At 45.9% G+C, this 18,827-nt stretch carries 20 protein-coding genes; 13 read left to right on the forward strand and 7 right to left on the reverse strand.

The features are described from left to right. Nucleotides 1-21 precede the first annotated feature (21 nt). The 3 genes from AAA946_RS17580 to AAA946_RS17590 all read right to left on the reverse strand — a co-directional run bounded on the left by AAA946_RS17580 (nucleotide 22) and on the right by AAA946_RS17590 (nucleotide 1,296). Entirely contained in the window at nucleotides 22-288 is a 267-nt protein-coding gene (locus tag AAA946_RS17580) for a DUF5062 family protein (protein WP_338166086.1), read from the reverse strand. 169 nt (nucleotides 289-457) lie between these two features. Further along, entirely contained in the window at nucleotides 458-763 is a 306-nt protein-coding gene (locus tag AAA946_RS17585; RefSeq protein WP_338166087.1) for a DUF3861 domain-containing protein, read from the reverse strand. A 26-nt stretch (nucleotides 764-789) separates the two neighbouring features. Beyond that, nucleotides 790-1,296: a DUF2798 domain-containing protein gene (locus AAA946_RS17590; protein WP_338166088.1), complete on the reverse strand. Its 507-nt coding sequence runs from the start codon at nucleotides 1,294-1,296 to the stop codon at nucleotides 790-792. Nucleotides 1,297-1,395: 99 nt separating this feature from the next. Between AAA946_RS17590 and AAA946_RS17595 the strand changes: the two genes are divergently transcribed. The 7 genes from AAA946_RS17595 (at nucleotide 1,396) to AAA946_RS17625 (ending at nucleotide 5,679) form a co-directional block, all read left to right on the forward strand. Continuing rightward, nucleotides 1,396-1,824: a MarR family winged helix-turn-helix transcriptional regulator gene (locus AAA946_RS17595; RefSeq protein WP_338166089.1), complete on the forward strand. Its 429-nt coding sequence runs from the start codon at nucleotides 1,396-1,398 to the stop codon at nucleotides 1,822-1,824. A gap of 175 nt (nucleotides 1,825-1,999) precedes the next feature. Then, a complete protein-coding gene (locus AAA946_RS17600) occupies nucleotides 2,000-2,269 on the forward strand; it encodes a hypothetical protein (RefSeq protein WP_338166090.1) in 270 nt (89 codons plus the stop codon). Nucleotides 2,270-2,491: 222 nt separating this feature from the next. Next, nucleotides 2,492-3,382, forward strand: coding sequence for a peptidoglycan-binding domain-containing protein (locus tag AAA946_RS17605; RefSeq protein WP_338166091.1), 891 nt, complete (start codon nucleotides 2,492-2,494; stop codon nucleotides 3,380-3,382). Continuing rightward, on the forward strand, nucleotides 3,379-3,870 hold the full coding sequence (locus AAA946_RS17610; RefSeq protein ID WP_338166092.1) for a hypothetical protein: 492 nt from the start codon (nucleotides 3,379-3,381) through the stop codon (nucleotides 3,868-3,870). Before AAA946_RS17605 ends, AAA946_RS17610 begins: the two co-directional genes overlap by 4 nt. 48 nt (nucleotides 3,871-3,918) lie before the next feature. After that, a complete protein-coding gene (locus tag AAA946_RS17615; RefSeq protein ID WP_338166093.1) occupies nucleotides 3,919-4,515 on the forward strand; it encodes a class I SAM-dependent methyltransferase in 597 nt (198 codons plus the stop codon). A 14-nt stretch (nucleotides 4,516-4,529) separates the two neighbouring features. Beyond that, nucleotides 4,530-5,063 carry a DUF6817 domain-containing protein gene (locus AAA946_RS17620; RefSeq protein WP_338166094.1) on the forward strand — a complete coding sequence of 178 codons (534 nt, stop codon included), beginning with the start codon at nucleotides 4,530-4,532 and terminating at the stop codon, nucleotides 5,061-5,063. Between the two features lie 64 nt (nucleotides 5,064-5,127). Next, nucleotides 5,128-5,679, forward strand: a complete 552-nt coding sequence (locus tag AAA946_RS17625; RefSeq protein WP_338166095.1) for a GNAT family N-acetyltransferase — start codon at nucleotides 5,128-5,130, stop codon at nucleotides 5,677-5,679. Here AAA946_RS17625 and AAA946_RS17630 read toward each other — a convergent pair. Both AAA946_RS17630 and AAA946_RS17635 read right to left on the reverse strand, forming a co-directional pair. Further along, nucleotides 5,676-7,454: an ABC transporter ATP-binding protein/permease gene (locus AAA946_RS17630; protein ID WP_338166096.1), complete on the reverse strand. Its 1,779-nt coding sequence runs from the start codon at nucleotides 7,452-7,454 to the stop codon at nucleotides 5,676-5,678. The genes AAA946_RS17625 and AAA946_RS17630 overlap by 4 nt on opposite strands. A 127-nt stretch (nucleotides 7,455-7,581) precedes the next feature. Next, nucleotides 7,582-8,478: a LysR family transcriptional regulator gene (locus AAA946_RS17635; protein WP_338166097.1), complete on the reverse strand. Its 897-nt coding sequence runs from the start codon at nucleotides 8,476-8,478 to the stop codon at nucleotides 7,582-7,584. A gap of 135 nt (nucleotides 8,479-8,613) precedes the next feature. Between AAA946_RS17635 and AAA946_RS17640 the strand changes: the two genes are divergently transcribed. Then, nucleotides 8,614-9,039, forward strand: a complete 426-nt coding sequence (locus AAA946_RS17640) for a PACE efflux transporter (protein ID WP_338166098.1) — start codon at nucleotides 8,614-8,616, stop codon at nucleotides 9,037-9,039. A 79-nt stretch (nucleotides 9,040-9,118) separates the two neighbouring features. On the opposite strand, the gene AAA946_RS17645 is transcribed toward AAA946_RS17640, so the two are convergent. Further along, nucleotides 9,119-11,893, reverse strand: coding sequence for a glycoside hydrolase family 3 protein (locus AAA946_RS17645; RefSeq protein ID WP_338166099.1), 2,775 nt, complete (start codon nucleotides 11,891-11,893; stop codon nucleotides 9,119-9,121). Nucleotides 11,894-11,934: 41 nt separating this feature from the next. Continuing rightward, nucleotides 11,935-12,690 carry a hypothetical protein gene (locus tag AAA946_RS17650; protein WP_445206110.1) on the reverse strand — a complete coding sequence of 252 codons (756 nt, stop codon included), beginning with the start codon at nucleotides 12,688-12,690 and terminating at the stop codon, nucleotides 11,935-11,937. A gap of 527 nt (nucleotides 12,691-13,217) precedes the next feature. Between AAA946_RS17650 and AAA946_RS17655 the strand changes: the two genes are divergently transcribed. The 5 genes from AAA946_RS17655 to AAA946_RS17675 are packed head-to-tail and all read left to right on the forward strand — an operon-like array spanning nucleotide 13,218 to nucleotide 18,819. After that, a complete protein-coding gene (locus tag AAA946_RS17655; RefSeq protein ID WP_338166100.1) occupies nucleotides 13,218-14,861 on the forward strand; it encodes an ABC transporter substrate-binding protein in 1,644 nt (547 codons plus the stop codon). 50 nt (nucleotides 14,862-14,911) lie between these two features. Further along, on the forward strand, nucleotides 14,912-15,886 hold the full coding sequence (locus tag AAA946_RS17660; RefSeq protein WP_042497360.1) for an ABC transporter permease: 975 nt from the start codon (nucleotides 14,912-14,914) through the stop codon (nucleotides 15,884-15,886). An 8-nt stretch (nucleotides 15,887-15,894) separates the two neighbouring features. Continuing rightward, nucleotides 15,895-16,887, forward strand: a complete 993-nt coding sequence (locus AAA946_RS17665) for an ABC transporter permease (protein WP_338166101.1) — start codon at nucleotides 15,895-15,897, stop codon at nucleotides 16,885-16,887. Then, nucleotides 16,884-17,837 (forward strand): ABC transporter ATP-binding protein, encoded by a 954-nt coding sequence (locus AAA946_RS17670; protein ID WP_042497367.1) that lies wholly within the window; start codon nucleotides 16,884-16,886, stop codon nucleotides 17,835-17,837. Before AAA946_RS17665 ends, AAA946_RS17670 begins: the two co-directional genes overlap by 4 nt. A gap of 7 nt (nucleotides 17,838-17,844) precedes the next feature. Beyond that, the gene (locus tag AAA946_RS17675) at nucleotides 17,845-18,819 is read left to right on the forward strand and encodes an ABC transporter ATP-binding protein (protein ID WP_338166102.1); all 975 of its coding nucleotides are present in this window, start codon (nucleotides 17,845-17,847) and stop codon (nucleotides 18,817-18,819) included. Nucleotides 18,820-18,827: the final 8 nt, after the last annotated feature.

The raw sequence follows: 18,827 nt of genomic DNA on the forward strand, positions 1-18,827 counted from the left end.
AGGACGTATTTTGAGAGCCCGTTACTTTAAAGGATCGCTGTCTGGAAGCGCACTATGAAGCCAAAGTGCCAGTCGTTTTTTGATGTTTTGCCCATCGACTTTATCTTCGGGAAGCGGGACGATTTGGCGAACTTCCACTAAGAAGAGATACAGCGCTCTAGCTTTCATCGACTGACTCGCTGAAGGGTCATGAATTGGATAGCCTTGCATAGCCGCCATTTTACACCCCACTTCAAGTGCTTTTTTAAACAACTTGTCTTCGTTTTCCAATTTCGCTGTCTTTGACATACATCGCCTTGATTCATCTATGGGTGAGATTAAACCCTAGCAGCAAAGCGTGAGTCGCGCCGTTAACCTTTTCACTTTTTGGTTGAAATGACTTAGCTGTTTGTAAAACTTCGAGGTATGTCGGTGCGTCTAAAAACAATAAGCCTCGCAGATGCGAGGCTTATATATGTTACTGACCTTTGATGGTCTTTTTTAGACTTTGCATAAAGGTTCTAAAGTGAGGCATGAAGTCTGCAAATAACGGGTGTTTTCTGTCTTGCATCATCATAGGGCCTAAAAGACGGAGGCTGACGCCTAAGCGAGTTGCAGACGACTCATCTAGCCCGCTACTTTGCTTCATCTTTTCTACAATAGCGAACATATCTTCTCTGTCTTCAATCTCGAATGTGAGTGTTTGAAGTTCAAGATCTGCTTTGGTGTTGATCTCTTCAATCGTAATACGGTACTGGTTGTGCTTGTTGCTCAATGATTTCATCTGGTTCTCCAAAAACGTAAATAGATTTAGCTTTTTAGGAATTTTTCAATTTTAGGTTTCACGGTCAATGACATAACAATCATGATCGTCAATCCAATAGGCAGTGCGGCGATAAAGCCGTTGAACCATCCAGTGGCAAAATTTGACGCATCAGTAAATCCAACTGTGTTTGCCGCTGTGATCAAGGCCAAAAGTGACTCCATCACTGTAGCCATAACCAAGCCAACCACTAAGTTTCGAATTGGTTCGCTTTTATTCGGCATTAGCGCTGCAATGAGTTTGGTAATTATCGCCATCATCCCCATACCGACAGGCATCATTACCAGAGCGGCAAGTGCGCAAGAAGACAACCATTGCTGGACAAAGGTATCTCCTAGTCCGACGTTCATATAGGTCATTACTGCAGTTAATGATTCGCCAATTAAGCTCATTAAACCAATCATGACCAGCACCTTTAGCAGTACAGGTGTTTTCTTGTTTGGCTCTAGGGAGACGTCGGAACCTAGAGAGGGCAGTGTTGCTTGTGTCGTCATATCGATTCTCCAGTCTTGAAATAAGTTTGATTTAAGTTGATAATGTCAACTATAAATTCGATGGTTGACAATGTCAACTAAATTTAGAAAGGATCGATCATGTCTGAAAATACGTCTTTAGAATCTGTCTTTCGTTTAGTTCATTCACTTAAGCGTCAGATGGCGGAACACATTGAAAACCTAGAGTATGACATTGCACCTATGCACATGCGGGTCATGAAGATCATCACCAAAACATCGCCGTGTACGTCGATTGATATTGCGCATTATCTGGATAGAGATAAGGCTCAGGTGACACGGTTGATTAACGCTTTGATAGCGCAATCTCTTTTGGTTAAAGCGCCAAACCCAAACGATAAGCGTAGTCACTATCTTGAGTTATCAGAGTCGGGACAAAAAGTTATGGCAAGCTTAGCGGAGATTGACCAGCGCGTATTCGCGATGATGGCTAATGGGCTGACAGAAGCGGAGCTTGAAAGCTTTCATTCTACAGCGGCAAAAATGGCCAAAAACTTAGAAATTGATTGACCATTGTGGGTGAAGTGATGGCTTTACGGGAAACCAACCGCTGTACTGCAAGCCACCTAAACAGGGGGAAAGTGATATCGGCAGTGATCACGGATTTGGTATTAATATCACGTTGTCGCAGTAGCTTGACTATGCTCTTTGGTGTAACAGCTCTAAAAGAGATAAGGAGAATGATATGGACTGCAGCTCACTAGCCATCACAATGGATATTAACGGAAGTAAACTGGTTCTAGCTTGGGGACCGAATCAAACCACAGAGCAGTGTATCAAGGACTATCATAATATCCCCGCCGATCTGAATGCACAATCTTATATGCTCTCTGTTAATGACCACAAAAATGCATCATTAGAGAAACCCATTAGCGCTCAAAAAGCCAGTTCGCTGATGGAAGAATGGCAAGCAATCCAAAATGGTATCGATCAGGATTTGGATGTGCATTGGTAAAGATAGGCCAAAGCTATGGCCCTCTAATCATAAATGATAACGTTCTATATAGTCGCCAATAACGGTTTTGTTATTGGCGATTTTTGTGGTGTTAAATATATAGATTACATATCGACATAGAACTCATTGACCCTGCTCGAATAAACGTCAAGATGATTTGAATCCCCATTGGTCATCAATACCATCTTCTATATTTTTCGTGATGATATTAGGGGGGTTATTGTGTTTGGCATTGATAGTTCTGTGGGGAATAATGGCATAAATAAAAGACATGATGTTAGGCTAGTTCAGGTGTTGCTGAATGTCGGAAATCGTAAAAAGCTACTTGTAGATGGTCTTTGTGGGTCAGCGACTAAGAGAGAAATATTGACCTTTCAACAGGAAATTATGCCTAGTTGGCGACCTGATGGGAGAGTAGATGCAGGTGGAAGAACATTCAGGGCTCTGGCGTTAAGAGTTTCTGAAGCAGACAGAAGGTTGAGTAGCCGCGCTATCATAGTCAAAAGTGAAGCTGGTAGGGTGCAACTCAATAAAAAAGCTCCGAGAAAATCCTTGTCGGTTCGTTATGCACCATCAGTCTCTATGGACAAGAGATTAGTAAGCAACTATTCAATCGAAGTTCTTAAACTAGCACTAGATAGAGCTGGGTTAAAAAGTGCTGTGATAACAAGCACACTTAGGTTCCCAACGGAGCAAGCGTCAATTATGTATCGGAATGCCAAAATAGATCTTCAAAAGCAGTTTAGATTGTATGGAACCAATGGAGATACGGTACTAGGCGTCTATAAAGATAATATTCACAGGACACCTGATGATGTTATCGAGTTGATGACGAGTAAGATTGAAGAGTTAACAAATCAAGGACGAAAGGTTTCGAAACACTGTACTACGATTTCTGATTATAAGAAACGTAATATTATCGACATCGGTGTGAATTCTACGAGAATGTCAAATAATGATATGTTTTCAATAGAGAGTTTTAGTTCGGTACTAAAAGAGCTGTATGAAGACGGATTTATTAGTTTATTTATTGATGAATCTAAGATGTCTAACTCTTGCTGGCATGTGGAAATTGTACCTAATATCAAGCCAATAAGTGAGGCTGTATCATGATGCTCACTCGCTGTATTTCTGTATTTATACTTCTGATGCTATCCAATACAAGTTATGCTTGTGATAAAGTAAAGTTGGTTTTTGCTTTTAATGAAGCCGAAGTATCTTATAGCTTCCAAACAAAGGACAATGACTCAGATGAGGAAGTTTTTCGGCAGTACTTTATTTTTGAAGATGGCGATCAAATAGTGGTGGAGAATAAGTATTGTTTAATAAACAACTACACGATCGATTACTACTCTTCAGATTTACGAACAGATAAAGCCTCACAGCGAGTGGCCAAAATAGTGGAGCGTATCCAACATAAGCACCATCTACAACTTGATTCTAATTTCTATGTTGGGTGGCTGAAAGAACAAACATCATTGTCTGGAATGCTCCACTCGACATCCAGTGCTGTAGAGGTATTTGGCTCAGTCACTGAGAACCAAGTCTCAATACTGAGTGATTCTGCTTCACTGTATATTGCAGTGGGTGTAGTACATTAATTATGTACTTCATTACACGGACTTCCGTCCTAATTTAGGCCCCTAGAAATGGATAACCACGCTGAAAAATGGAAACGTTACTACGAAAAATCACTCGCCAAACCTCATGCTAAGCGCACGGAGTTCGCGCTGTCTCTGAATGAATCTGGACTTCAGATTGCGGTAGATTGTGGCTGTGGTACCGGTAGTGATATCGGTTATTTGTCTTCGCAGGGATATCGTGTCTTTGGGTTCGACATTAATGCGGAAGCCGTCGCCATTTGTCATGACCGATTCGCTAAAGATGACTTGGTTGAGGTATCGCAAGATACTTTTGAGAACTTCTCCTACCCAAACGCTGGCGTTGTCATCGCTGGTGCAAGTCTGCTTTTTGCCAATCCTACTGCGTTTAAACAAACATGGCAGCGTATCAGTGATTCCATTGCAGAAGGCGGTGTTTTTGTTGGCGATTTTTTGGGGCTCAGCGACAGTTGGGCGTCTGACTATCCCTCGCAAACGACCCCACTCACTCGATTCGAAGTAGAAGCCTTGTTTGACGACTTTGACGTTATTCGATTTCATGAGCGCAATGAGCCAGGTACGACGGCGATCGGGATCGAGAAGCATTGGCATATCTATTCGGTGATAGCGGTCAAACGTGGCTAATAGAGGGACATCAGATGCAGAAATTTGAACTATTGAAAGCGCTTGGGGCGGGTGATTTTCAGCATCTTAACGGCAGTTTAGAAGCCCACCTGAAGGGCACTGCACAGTTATTACAACAGTGGCAGGCAAGGGATACGGTGATCGACGCGGGTCTGTTTCATGCTGCGTACGGCACGGCGGGATTTAATGACAACATGGTGTCATTAAATCAGCGCCGAGACATTGCCGATGTGATAGGTAAGGAAGCGGAGTCCTTAGTTTATCTATATTGTAGCTGCGATAGAGATGTTGTTTTCGCGCAGTTCGGCCATCAAGAGAAGATAATGTTTCGAGACCGATTTACCGATGCGCGGTTTGAGCTCACAGAAGCACTAGCCGCTGATTTTTGTGAGATCACTGTCGCTAATGAGCTCGAGCTAGTATTGGCGGACACATCATTTAAAGCTAAGTATGGCGCAGAGCTATTGGAGTTATTTGTTCGAATGGACCGCTATTTAAGTCAGGCTGCCTGCAACGCTTATCGTTCAGCTTTAGCAGAGTTTTACTAGTGGTTTACCTTTCTTGGCTTCTTCTGAGCCTCACTATCTTTAAAGAACAAGAAATAAGGATGTTATGTTCAAACTCGATATCGACAACACGCTTTCATTAGCATTAGTGCAACCCAGTTTTGCCTCTGAGTATCTTGCCATTGTCTCTCGCGATAGGGCGTATCTCTCCCAGTGGCTGGTGTGGCCCGAGCACGGTAGAAACCAAGAATTCTTTGCTCGCTTTATCGAGCAATCGCTACATGACTATGCTGTCGGCAAGTCGATGACGTGTGGGATCATTTATCAAGGCGAACTGGTCGGAAATATCAGCTTTAACACGATTAGCCATTCACTTAAGAAAGTGGAAGTCGGCTATTGGCTTGCTCAGTCTCAACAAGGGAAAGGCATTGTGACCAAGGCGGTTGCGAAAATGATAGATATCGCGTTCACACAGCTCGACATGGAGAAAGTGCAGATATCCGTTGCCGAAGACAACCAACCTAGTCGCAGCGTGTGCGAGCGACTTGGATTTAGGCTTGAAGGGGTAATTACTCGCGCCGAAAACCTGAATGGTCGAGTCGTGGATCATGCGATTTATGGTTTGTCACGTCAGAGGTGGGAAGAGCAGTGCCACTAGCTTGCCAAGTGTTTAAACTGCAGGTCAACGAGCCGTCTGTACAACTCGCAGCTCTGAAGCAGCGCGTGGTGATTGCCTTTATCGACTAACCGGCCATGATCCAGAACCGCGATTTGATCAGCATGCTGAATGGTAGACAGGCGATGCGCGATGATGATTGTCGTTCTACCTTGCATCAGCTCTTCCAGTGCTTGCTGGACGTGGTGCTCACTTTCACTATCAAGGGCGCTGGTGGCTTCATCGAGCAGCAAAATCTTCGGATCTTTCAGTATTGCTCTCGCAATGGCAATGCGTTGGCGCTGACCACCAGATAGGCGCACGCCACGTTCGCCTAAAAAGCTCTGATAACCTTCGGGCAGGTTCATAATAAAGTCATGAGCATGGGCCTTCTTCGCTGCTTCAATCACTTCCTCGTCAGTTGCTGTAGGATTACCGTAGCGAATATTGTGAAACACATCATTACTAAATAGAGCTGGTTGTTGAGGGACCAATGCCATCTGCTTACGCAGTTCATGGGGATCGAAGCGTCGAATATCGATACCGCCTAACGTGATTTGTCCTGTCTCTGGATCGTAAAAGCGTTGCATCAATTCAAATAAGGTGGTTTTTCCGGCGCCGGAAGGCCCAACCAATGCCAAGACTTTGCCTTCTTCGGCGACCAAATCTAGGGACTCCACCGCAGCTTGCGTGGGTCTGGAAGGGTAGTGGAAGACCACGCGATGAAAGGCAACTTCTGGCTGCAGGTAATTGGGTGAAAGTCGATCCTGATTTGGGGCGGTAATTCGACTTTCAACGTGTAATATCTCAACCAATCTTTCAGTCGCGCCAGCAGCGCGTTGTAGCTCACCCATCACTTCTGAGATCGTCGCGAGTGATGAAGCGACCATGATGGCATAAAACACAAAAGCGCCAAGATCACCGGCCGACATCACACCGTTAATCACATCGCTGCCGCCGACCCAAAGCATTCCAGCAATGGCACTGAAAACAATCACAATCACTCCCGATATTAAAATCGCGCGCTGTTTAACTCTTCGGCGTCCGATATCATAAGCGCGTTCAACTTCTAGGGCGAAGGAAGCTCGCTCTTGGGACTCGAAGCTGTAGCTTTGAACGGTTTTGATGTGCTCAATCGCTTCTCCTGCATAACTGCCCACATCCGCCATAGAGTCTTGGCTTTGACGAGATAGTGCTCGCACGCGCCTGCCGTAAAAAAGGATCGGTACCAAGATGAAAGGGACCGAGGCCAGTACAATTAGTGTCAGCTTAATGTTGGTCGCAAACAGCATTACAATCGCCCCCACACACATTAATGCGCTGCGCATCGCCATGGAGAAAGACGATCCAATAATGCTTTGCAGTAGCGTGGTATCTGTCGTGATACGGGACATGATGTCGCCACTGCCATTGGTTTCAAAGTAGCTAGGGTGGAGGGTGATGATGTGATCAAATACCGCTTGGCGAATATCGGCGCTAACACGCTCTCCAACCGAAGAGACCAAATAGAATCGAAAAAAAGTGCCGATGGAAATACAGAGGGTGATGAGCAGAATAAACTGAATAGCACTTTCTAGGTCACTGAGCGATTGTTGGGTGAACCCTTGGTCGATTAACATTCGCACCCCGTGGCCAACTGAGAGAGTTAAACCCGCGGTGATAATAAGAGCAAGCAGCGCTGCAAACACTTTTATCTGATAAGGACGAATGAAGGTTAATAGCTCCATTAATATCCCCAAGTTTTTTCTTTGTTGTTTTGGCTGGGAAGCTGCTTGCATGGGTTCGCCCTTGTTGATTGGAGTGAGATTTGGGTATAACGCATTGTAAAGTATAGATACATTGCGACATTTGACTTAGGTATACAGTCACAATTTCCAAGTTATATTAGTGACGTTGTCACTGATTTTATTGCCAATGATCATTTACAAACTGATGTTTCTGCAACACGTTAACCAGTTCGCTGAGCACAGGTCCGTTCCCATGTCGGCGCGACACTAAGCATCCGACGGTCGTCACCCAACCGCTTTTTTCATGCGCGACGGGCAGGGCAACCAGTTTTTGCTCTTGTATTGCTTGTTTTACCAGCATTTCAGGTAGGTTTGACCAGCCGATGCCCTGTAAAACCATATCAACCAAGTTTTGATGCGTATTGGCGTACCACACGTTGGTACTTATGCCATAGGTAAACCAAAGCTCTTGTTTATCTGAGCTACGGTGCACACATTGGCGATACGCTTTGAGATCAGAATCTTTAACGACGGGCAGCGTTGCAAGAGCGTGGTCGGGTGCAACTACTGTGAGAAATCGTGCTTGGCCCATAACAAAGAAGTCCATATCAACGCGTAGCTCGCCATCGGCATAAACAATGCCTATCTGCGCCACTTCTTCTCTAACCAGTTTTTCGACGTCGAATGTAGAGGCGGTGATGATCTCAAAGTTGGTGATAGGGTACTGAGTTGCAAGAGGCGCAAGGATAGACAACAAAGTGCGGCTCATTAGGCTCTCATCAATGGCGATGACCAGTTCGTGCTCATAGTCGTTGGCCAGTGAATCGACTTTTTGATCGAAATACTGCTGCTGATGAAGAATCGAACGTGCGATCGGCAGCAGTGCCTTGCCGTTTTCGGTCAGCTCTGGCGTGTTTTTCTCTCGGCTAAACAAGGTTTGGTTGATTGCGATTTCAAGGTTAGAGATAGCCTGACTCACGCCCGATTGAGCGCGTTTGAGTTTACGCGCCGCTGCGGAAAATGAGCCATACTCGCAAACCGCAACAAACACTTTAAGCTGTTCGAAACTGTACATGGTGAATTCTCAATCACAAAATTGACCTCAAGGTATCACGATTTGTGATAGCTGTTAACTTTCTATCTATCGCTGAGTGGGCATAATTGGAGATAAATCATCTACAAAACATATGAAATTAGTGAGGAGTCGACAATGGGAGTGCTTGAGAGAGTCTTTCATTCAGTATTGTTTGAAGTGTTAGCCGTAAGCTTATCAATAGCAGGATTAGCGATATTTACCGATCATGACATCAGTAGATTGTCGGGAACAATGATAGTTATTGCGACGATGGCAATGTGTTGGAATTATCTCTTCAATCTAATTTTCGACTATTTTGTCAAAGGTGACCGAGTACAACGAACTGTGATGGTTCGCATTATTCACGTGCTACTGTTTGAGGCGGGATTGTTGCTCGCCACTGTCCCTGTCATGGCAGTCATGCTTAATGTGAATCTATGGCAAGCGTTTGTCATGGATATTGGTGTGACGATATTCGTGACTGTCTACGCGTTTGTCTACAATCTAACTTATGACCACGTTCGTGTTTGGGTTGTGAGTCAGCGCCAGGCAGCTGTATGAAGCAGGTTGGCCTAAAAGGGCATTGAGATAAAAAGGGCAGACGTTTACGTCTGCCCTTTTTAGTTATTTACTGGGAGGTTTAAACCTGAGCAAAATTAAGGTGATGTAAGGTCAAACCTGGCTTAACGAAAGAGACGTCCAATTCATACCAGCCGGTTTGCAGCTCTACAATCAATCCTTCAACATCAACGGGCTTGCCTTCAGTGCCGTTAGTGGAAAGTGACATGCTGTATTCGCCGTTTAGATGTAAGCTGCACGACGATTGAGCGAGCTCGTTACGATCATAGCTGGCGTTCATGCTCACCAGATACTGGCCTGCTTTCGTCACGTTAAGGGCGATAGTCGCATCCTCTTTGATTTCAAGCTGAACGGCCTTATCAATAGTGTGTACCGAGCCTGTTGGCTGAGCATCGTGCGCAGTGAATGGTTTGATTGGATTATAGCGAACCAGTGGTCGTTGCATCACTGGCGCATCTAAGATAAATCGACAGATGTTCATAGCGCTGCGTTGCAATTCACCAAGGGTCAATTGACCCGCTTCCAATGCACTCAGTGTGTCGTCATCCATTGCGTTACGTTCAGCACCATCATTTTCAACCACCATGAATAGGTCGTTTTGTGCGCGAACCATGAACGAGGTGTAGGTCTTTGATTCTTCACCACCAGATACCGGGTGATTCATCTTCGCCCACCAATCAGACATGACGATGCCATCGAATCCCCATTCGCCACGTAAGATCGTCGTATTGAGGTCGTAATTTGATGCGCCCCAGTGACCATTGATTGGGTTATAAGAGGTCATAATAGTGGTCGCACCGCCTTTTTTCACAGCGAGCTCAAATGGCTTAATGTGCACTTCACGAAGCGCGCGTTCAGACATAACGGCATCCACGAAAAAGCGAGAGGTTTCTTGGTCGTTGGCGGCAAAGTGTTTGATGGTGCCTGATACTCCTGCCGTTTTCAGGCCGCTAACTTGCGCTGCTGCCATTGTGCCCGTCAGTAGCGGATCTTCTGAGAAGTATTCAAAATTACGACCATTGAGTGGATGACGGTGAATATTGATACCAGGGCCAAGCAAAGTATCGATTTGGTAGCTTTGCAACTCACCACCAACCAAATAGAACAGGTGTTCATTAAGCTGGGTATTCCAAGTACAACCCAACAAGGTGCCGATAGGAACTTGTGTCGCCTTATGACCACTGTCCATTCGAATGCCCGAAGGACCATCCGCCGCTGCCGCGACAGGAATACCTAGGTCAAATAACGCGTCACTAACGCCGCCAAACGCTGCCGCTGTGCCTGGAGTCACTTTTGGACTGCACATGCCTTCGCCGCGCACTATGGTGGCGAGCATTGATGGGGTGAACTGGGCAACAAACTCTGGCAACGAGGCTTTTCCATCGGCAACATGCTGCAATTTGATCCCCTTATCGCCAGTGATCTCAATGTCATCAGGCAGACGTGAATCAATGCGTGCTTGCATATCTACCGTGCGAGTTGGCACAGATTCATGTTCAATTAGGAAAGTGCCGTCTTGTGGCTGCAGAGTGGGCTTGATGCGTTGGAATGATTCAACAGGCGCGGCTGATTCAGAAAGCTGCTCAACCACCTGAAGCGTGTCGACGAGGAATGGTGCATCCGTCAACTGAGCTTCTCGCACGCTGCCACCTAAATAGAAGTCGTAGCGGCCAGCTTCAAGGACATAACAGGACTTGTGGCCTGTGATGCCCGAATCATCGTAAGAGGCGAGCACCTCAAGCGGTACGACAACACGAACTAACTCTGACTCGTTAGGCGCTAGCATGCGAGTTTTACCAAAACCGGCAAGACTGCGAGTAGGCTTACCCAGCTTTCCTTGCGGCGCTTCTACATACAGTTGTACTACTTCTTTACCACTGTACTGTTCACCAACGTTGGTCACTTCAATATGGAAGTGAATAGCGCGTGCTTTGCCCGTGCCTTCGATAGAGTGAGAAATGAGGTTACGTTCGAATTGGGTGTAACTTAGTCCCTCACCAAAGGCATAGCGAACCGCTTCCGGTTTGAAGGTTGCAAAATAGCGGTAGCCTAAGTAGATGTCTTCTTGGTAGAGGTTTTTATCTTTATTGCCAAAGTTAGCATGCGATGGGTAATCGCTAAGTTGATAAGCGATAGTGTCGGCGAGCTTACCGCTTGGCGAAAGGTCGCCAGAAAGAACATCAGCCAGTGCGTGACCGCCTTCCATACCCGCAGCCCAACTATACAGCACAGCCTTGATGGAATCTGGCTGAGAAACCGTATCCATCCATGACATATCAACGATATTGGTCACATTGAGTACCACAATCACTGAGTCGAAGTGTTCACAGACCAGGTTAAGCATTTGATGCTCAGTATCGGTTAAGCGATAGCTGCCTGCTTCGTCAGAGTTATCTTGGTCTTCACCTGCTGTACGGCCGATGAACACTAAAGCGTGTTCACTTTGCTTGCGAGCGCCCTCTACGATGCTGCGCTCCAGTGGCATTTCTTGCTGAAACCAAGGCTCCGCAGCCCAGCCGCCGCCACCGTCATCAAATGGGTGTTGCTCTAGCCAGTTTTGGTAGATGCTCACTAATTCCTGATTAACTTGAATGTTAGGGTGAGCGTTGAGCCCTTCTAGTGCACTGACTGAATAAGGCACGTTGACGGCACCGCCCGAACCAGTGCCGCTGCGCACCGTGTCAATTTGGCAGCGACCAAAAAGTGATACGCGACAGTCTGCAGGTAGCGGCAGTGTGTTGTTGATGTTTTCCAATAAAACGATGCCTTCAGCGGCGGCTTGGCGGCTGACAGGCGCAAGGGCTTGCCTTGCTAGTTCAATGCGAGTGAAGGGCATAAGTGGATACCAGTCCTGTTATTTTTCTATAGTTTTGAGTTTTAAATAAATGGGTTATTCAGTTCGAGTCGTTCACGCTGCTCAAGTTTTAACGTTCGTTCGATGTCGGCAAAGTAGCGTTGATAAAGCGCTTCATAGTCACCGGTTTCGAGTACGATTTCGCAACCAAGCTGCAATCGCTTGGCCAGCTCCGGATTGTCGGCGTTGACATAAAAGACTAAAGGGAAGGGGTACTCGATCATAACGCCACCGACGAGGCTTACGGGATATTGATTGGCAACACGGCTTTCAAACACTTCGAGTGCTTCATTTGCTCCAAAGCAAACAAAATCGAACTCGCCGTCGGTCAGGCGTTGAAATAAACCATCGAAATTGCCGCGCTCAACAACGTTAAAACCGTTGCGTCGAAATAATTCTGCATCTACCCAAGTCTCTGGAACGCCGACGGTTTTACCAGTGATATCGTCGACAGAAGAAAAATCGCTGAGCTTGTCTTCGCGGGCGAACAAGATACGTTGTCCAAGTAGCTGCTTTGTCACGGATAGCGCAAGCTCAATAAAGCGTTTGCCAGCAAACTTAGCGTTTCCTTTTACGGTGACCAGGACGTCACTGCCGTTATCTAGGACCGCACCTTCATCTTCAGCTAGCGGGAAATCAGTACGATCGTCAATAATGCTGACGTCGCCATGGCTGTCAGCGGTTACAGAGAGCAGCAGATTGAGCACGTCCAGCTCGAATTGTTGACGATACGCGGACTTGTTTCCGTTCCAAAAACGTACCGAATTTATCATTGTCACATTGATCACCAAAAAGTAAGCGGTTTCTTTTGGATGATATCAGTTTGAATAAAAGGTGGTAGTAAGCAGATCACATAACCGATTAATAGTTTACTTTTGGTCTATAAGTTACTGTTATTAAAATAATAATGAATAATTATCAGGTTAAAATTCACCCGGTTATGCATGAGTGTTACTAGGTTTTGAATGGCGTGCCTGTTGTTAATTTAGTTTACAAAGTTGCTTAGATCACATTTCTGTAGATAAGGTATTTTTAGTGCTTGAGGTGAGCTAATTGCTTGAATTTAAAGACTAATATTATTGAGAAAGATGCGGTTATTTTCTAGTCATTCGAGTTAAGTTGTTGATAATAATGCATTTATAGAACTGTGATCGACGCGGGCTTTTTGGCTGGCACTTTTGTTATCGAGCAATGGATTGCTTAGCATCTTGAGAAAGCGCTTTCATGAAGTGTTACCCCCGGACTGATTCAGTTCCACTTAAATTGAAAATCGCTCGACCCAAAAACAAAACTAAAGGACAAAGTGATGCAAAAGAAAACATTTATCGCCTCAGTGATTTGTGGTGCATTGTTTGCTGGTAGTGCAGTAACTGCACAAGCGGAAGAGATCAAGCAAGGGGGCACGTTGACGGTGCCAATCATCAACACCGGTTTCGTTGATAACTTCAACCCATATACAGTAAAAGACATCTATAACGGTACTATGTTTGAGCCGCTGATGGTCTTCAACAATATGACGGGTGAGACGCACTGGCGTTTGGCGGAGTCTGCAGATTACTCTGACGATCTAAAAACCATCACAATCAAACTACGTGACGGCCTAAAATGGTCTGATGGTAGCCCACTGACGGCTGAAGATGTCGCTTTCAGTTTCGAAATGACTAAGAAAGCACCGGCATTTGACCTTAAAGGTATTTGGTCTGGTGGTAACCTAAAAGGTATCGATGTTGTTGATGCTCGTACGCTAAAGCTTAACCTTGCAGAAGCGGACTCTACATTCCTATGGAACCTTGCGGATTACCACATTGTTCCTAAGAAAGTATGGAGCAAAGCAGAAGACCTAACGACCTTTACCAACCCAAATCCAATTGGTAGCGGTCCAATGACGACGGTTAAGTACCTTAAACCGCAACAAATGGAGCTTTGCCGCAACGAGAACTACTACCTAGATAACCGTCCTTACCTAGATTGTATGACGTTCCGTTCTTACAACGACAACTCGCAAATTCAACCTGCACTTATCAAAGGTGAAATCGACTGGGGTTCAAACTTCATCGCTGACATCGAAAGTACTTTCGTGAAGCAAAATCCTGAGAACCACCACTTCTGGTACCCAGCGAACGATGCGATTCACCTATATGTGAACACAAAAGAAGCGCCATTTGATGACATCCGTGTTCGTCAGGCTCTTTCTATGGCACTTGACCGTGAAATGATCGTTGATATCGCCGCTTACGGTTACCCAACCGTTAACTACAATGCGGGCGGTATTGCTGAGCTTTACAAAGCAAACATTGACCAAGGTGTGACTGAGAAATATCGCAACCTAACAACATACAGCCCAGAAGAAGCGAAAAAGCTACTTGATGAAGCGGGTCTGAAAGACGTCGACGGTGATGGCTACCGTGATATGCCAAACGGTGACAAGTTCACATTTGACATTGAAGTTGTTAACGGCTGGACTGACTGGATCCAAGTAGTTCAAATGGCAACGGAATTCTTCGACGAAGTTGGCGTAAAAGCGAACGTTAAGACTGTTGACTGGGCGGTTTACGATAAAAACCTAAAAGACAGCAACTACAAGATGTCTATCAACTGGTCAATGGTTTCAACTAACCCAATCTTGGCATACCAAGCTTATTTCTCATCTGCGTATGTAGGTAAGATTTGGCACGCTGGCCACGGTGTAAATAGCCCAGAAATCGATCAGCTAATCAACAGCTTCGGTAAGACGGGTGACAAAGTGAAGCAGCAAGAGATCATCTCTGAACTGCAAGAGTTCACGGCGCAAAACCTACCGTTTATCCCGCTGTTCTCTAACGCGACTTGGTTCCAGTACAACACTAAGAAAATTGTTGGTTGGCCAAGCGAAGAAAACCCATACATTCAACCTGTATTTTACGATGGTGGTAAGCGAGTCATTATCCTAAATAACTTGCACCTTAAGTAACTCGTAACGTTTGGGGCCTCTCCTGAGGCCCCACATTAAAAGGTATTGCTATGTCGTTTTTAGCTCGCCGTTTTGGCTTCTACTTTACTGCGTTTTTAATCGCAATCTCATTCAACTTTATGTTGCCACGCCTGATGCCGGGTGATCCTGTTGATGCACTGTTTGCAGCTGCTCAAGGTCGTATGGATCCGGCTCAAATGGACGCCGTTCGTGAAATGTACGGCTTCGTCGATGGCAACGTATTTGTTCAATACATTCACTACATCAAAAGTGTATTCACTCTTGATCTTGGTCCTTCAGTGTTGATGTTCCCAATCAACGTATCGGAAGTGATTGCTATGGCGTTGCCATGGACCATGTTCCTGGCGCTTGGCTCATTGATTGTTGCCTTAATCATTGGTGTAAGCATCGGTACTTATGCTTCTTATCGCCGTGAAGGTTTTTTTGGTCAAGTTGTACCACCGGTATTGGCGTTTATTAGTAACTTCCCATATATCGTAACCGCTCTTTTGCTGTTCTACTTTTTCGGTTTGAAAATGGAATTGCTGCCACTGGCGTATACGTACGATCCGTCGCTTGAGCCAGGTTGGACTTGGGAGTTCATTGCAAGTGTGGCTAAGCACGCGGTATTGCCAGTCGGTTCCATGGTGGTAGTTGGTATCGCTACTTGGGTGTTCAACATGCGTAATGCGATGATCAACGTGCTTGGTGAAGATTACGTAACTATGGCGGAAGCCAAAGGTCTTAGCAGCTTCCGAGTGATGTACCGCTACGCAGGTCGCAACGCTATCTTGCCAGTTGCAACCGCGATTGCGATGGCGATTGGTTTCTCTTTCGCAGGCTCGATCATGACGGAAGTGGTATTTAACTACCAAGGTCTTGGTAACATCCTACTAAAAGGCATTGTTGCTCGTGACTACCCGCTTATCCAAGCCATTCTGCTTATCTTAGTGACCGCAGTTCTGACTGCTAACTTTATTGCCGATCTTCTTTACGTTTGGCTTGACCCACGAATTTCCAACTAGGCTGTATTATGGATAAGTTAATTGACGCTCATAAATATGACCGCGAGAGCAAATTAGCGGTGAGAGAATCTGCTTTCTCGTGGAAGAATATCAAATCAAAACTAGGTAAGGTGTACGCCTTTTTCTATGGCAACCCGCCGGCAATCATTGGTGGTTTCCTTCTGACTATCGTTCTAGCTGGTGCCGTTTTTGCTCCAGCATTGGCAACACACGATCCAGAGCGCCGTGTTGCTCGTCCTCATGTGGCGCCAAACGCAGAACACGTGCTTGGTTCTACTCGTAGTGGTCGTGATGTCTACAGCCAGGTGCTCTACGGAGCGCGCAAATCACTGACAGTAGCACTGACTGCTGGTGTCATTGCGATGAGTATCGCTGTGCTAGTGGGTGTATCGTCTGGCTACTTTGGTGGCAAGGTTGACGAACGCTTGAACTTCTTGACCAACGTATTCTTGGTATTTCCACAGTTACCGTTACTCATAGTACTCGCAGCATTCTTAGGGCAGGTGGGGTCCCTCGTTATTACCGTGTTGCTCGGTATCACCTCCTGGCCGTGGGGTGCAAGGGTGATACGCTCTCAAACGATGGCGATTCGTAATAAGGAATTCATTATTTCTGCTGAGGTAATGGGTGAATCTAAAATCCGTATTATTCTGGTAGAAATTCTACCTAACCTTATCTCAATCGTATTTGGTGGCTTCTTGGGTACGGTTATCTACGCGATGGGCGCAGAAGCAGGCTTGGGTATTCTAGGCTTGGGTGATGCGACAGAAGTAAGCTGGGGTTCAATGCTTTACTGGGCACAGACGTCATCATCACTTTATACAGGTGCATGGTGGGAAATGATGGTTCCTGCGATGGCACTGGCAATCACTGGTGGTGCACTGGCATTGATTAACATGTCGATTGACCAAGTAAGTAACCCGAAACTTCGTACTGGTCCACACATCAAACTGTGGCACAAACTGAAAAAAGAAGCAGATAAAAAGAGAGGCCTACGATGAGCGCTTTACTTGAAATCAATAACCTTTGTGTCGATTACGTATCGCCAAATGGTGTGGCTCGTGCGGTAAACAATGTCAGTTTGACCATCAATGAAGGTGAGACATTAGGCATTGCTGGTGAGTCTGGCTGCGGTAAAAGTACGCTAGCGTTTGCCATCTCTCGTCTGCATAAAGCGCCAGCGCTTATCTCAGAAGGTGAAATTCTGTATAAGGGCGAAGACGTGCTCAAAATGAATGACCGTAAGCTGCGTCAATTCCGTTGGAACGATGTGTCTGTGGTATTCCAAAGTGCGATGAACTCATTAAACCCGGTAATTACCATTGGTGAGCAGCTAACGGACGTTATCTTGGCACACAAGAAAATTCCTTATAAGCAAGCACATGAAAAAGCGGTAGAACTGCTGTCTATCGTTGGTATTCACGGTGACCGCATGGGAAGTTTTCCGCACCAGTTAAGTGGTGGTATGCGTCAGCGTGTGGTTATCGCGGTAGCGCTCGCTCTTGAGCCAAAACTGATCATCATGGATGAGCCAACAACGGCACTGGACGTGGTGGTAGAGCGCGAGATCCTTAACGAACTGTACGACCTAAAAACCAAGTTTGGCTTCTCTATCTTGTTCATCAGTCACGACTTGAGCTTAATGGGTGAGATTGCAGACCGTATTGGTGTTATGTACGCCGGTAACTTGATCGAGCTAGGTGAAGCACAGCAGGTCTTTGGTGCTCCTGAGCATCCATATACCAAAGGTTTGGTGGCGTCGTTCCCAACGATTCATGGCCCTAAAGAAAGACTATTTGGTATTCCAGGCAACCCTGTAAACCTACTTGATATCCCAACGGGTTGTAATTTCCAAGCTCGCTGTGGTGAGTGTTTTGAGAAGTGTCAGAAAGTAGAACCTGCACTTTCAACACTGGCGAACGGCCGTCAAGTTTCTTGTCATCTGGTTTAAGGAAGTAATGATGCAAAGTAATGAAGTCATCCTATCGGTAAAAAACCTGGTTAAAGATTTCCCTCTAGGCCAATCGGTGAAATCAAACCTAATGCGAGCGGTCAACGATGTGTCGTTTGAACTTCGCAAAGGTGAAGCGCTGGCGATTGTAGGTGAATCTGGCTCTGGTAAAAGTACTGGTGCGCGTATCTTGACTCAAATCTATGACAAGACCGCTGGTGATATCCACTTTAAGGGTGTGCCAATCGATGAGTACATCAAGCAAAACGGCCAATTGGAATACGCACGTCAAGTGCAGATGATTTTCCAAGACCCGTTTGGCTCACTAAACCCAGTGCATACAATCTATCACCACATTGCACGTCCGTTGATGATTCACAACCGTGCAGACAAGAAAGCCATCCCACAATTGGTGTATGACTTGCTTGAGCTGGTGGGTTTGACACCGGTAAAAGAAACCGCAGAGAAGTTCCCTCACGAGCTAAGTGGTGGCCAAAGACAACGTGTTGCGATTGCGCGTGCGATTGCCGTCGATCCGGATGTCATTTTGGCGGATGAGCCTATCTCTATGCTCGATGTGTCGGTGCGCCTTGGTATCTTGAACTTAATGGCGGATCTCAAGGACAAGCATGGTATTTCTTTCATGTACATTACGCACGATATCGCGACAGCGCGTTACTTTGCGGAAAAAACCGCAGTGATGTATGTCGGCCATATGGTGGAGTGGGGCGAGAGCGATAGCGTAACTCAAAACCCTCAGCATCCGTATTCGAAGCTACTGCTGTCTGCAGTGCCAGAAGTAGGCAACTCTGGTCGCCGTGATCTAGCGGTGAAGAAAGGTGAGATCCCGCTTTGGAAACCATCAAGCGTGGGCTGCCCATTTGCGACACGTTGCCCGAACGCAACCGATATTTGCACCAAAGAGATGCCTGAGACGACACAGATCTCTGAGCAACACTTTGTTCGTTGCCACAACATGTAATTTAAAGA

It is taken from the genome of Vibrio sp. 10N (assembly GCF_036245475.1).
Lineage (GTDB): Bacteria > Pseudomonadota > Gammaproteobacteria > Enterobacterales > Vibrionaceae > Vibrio.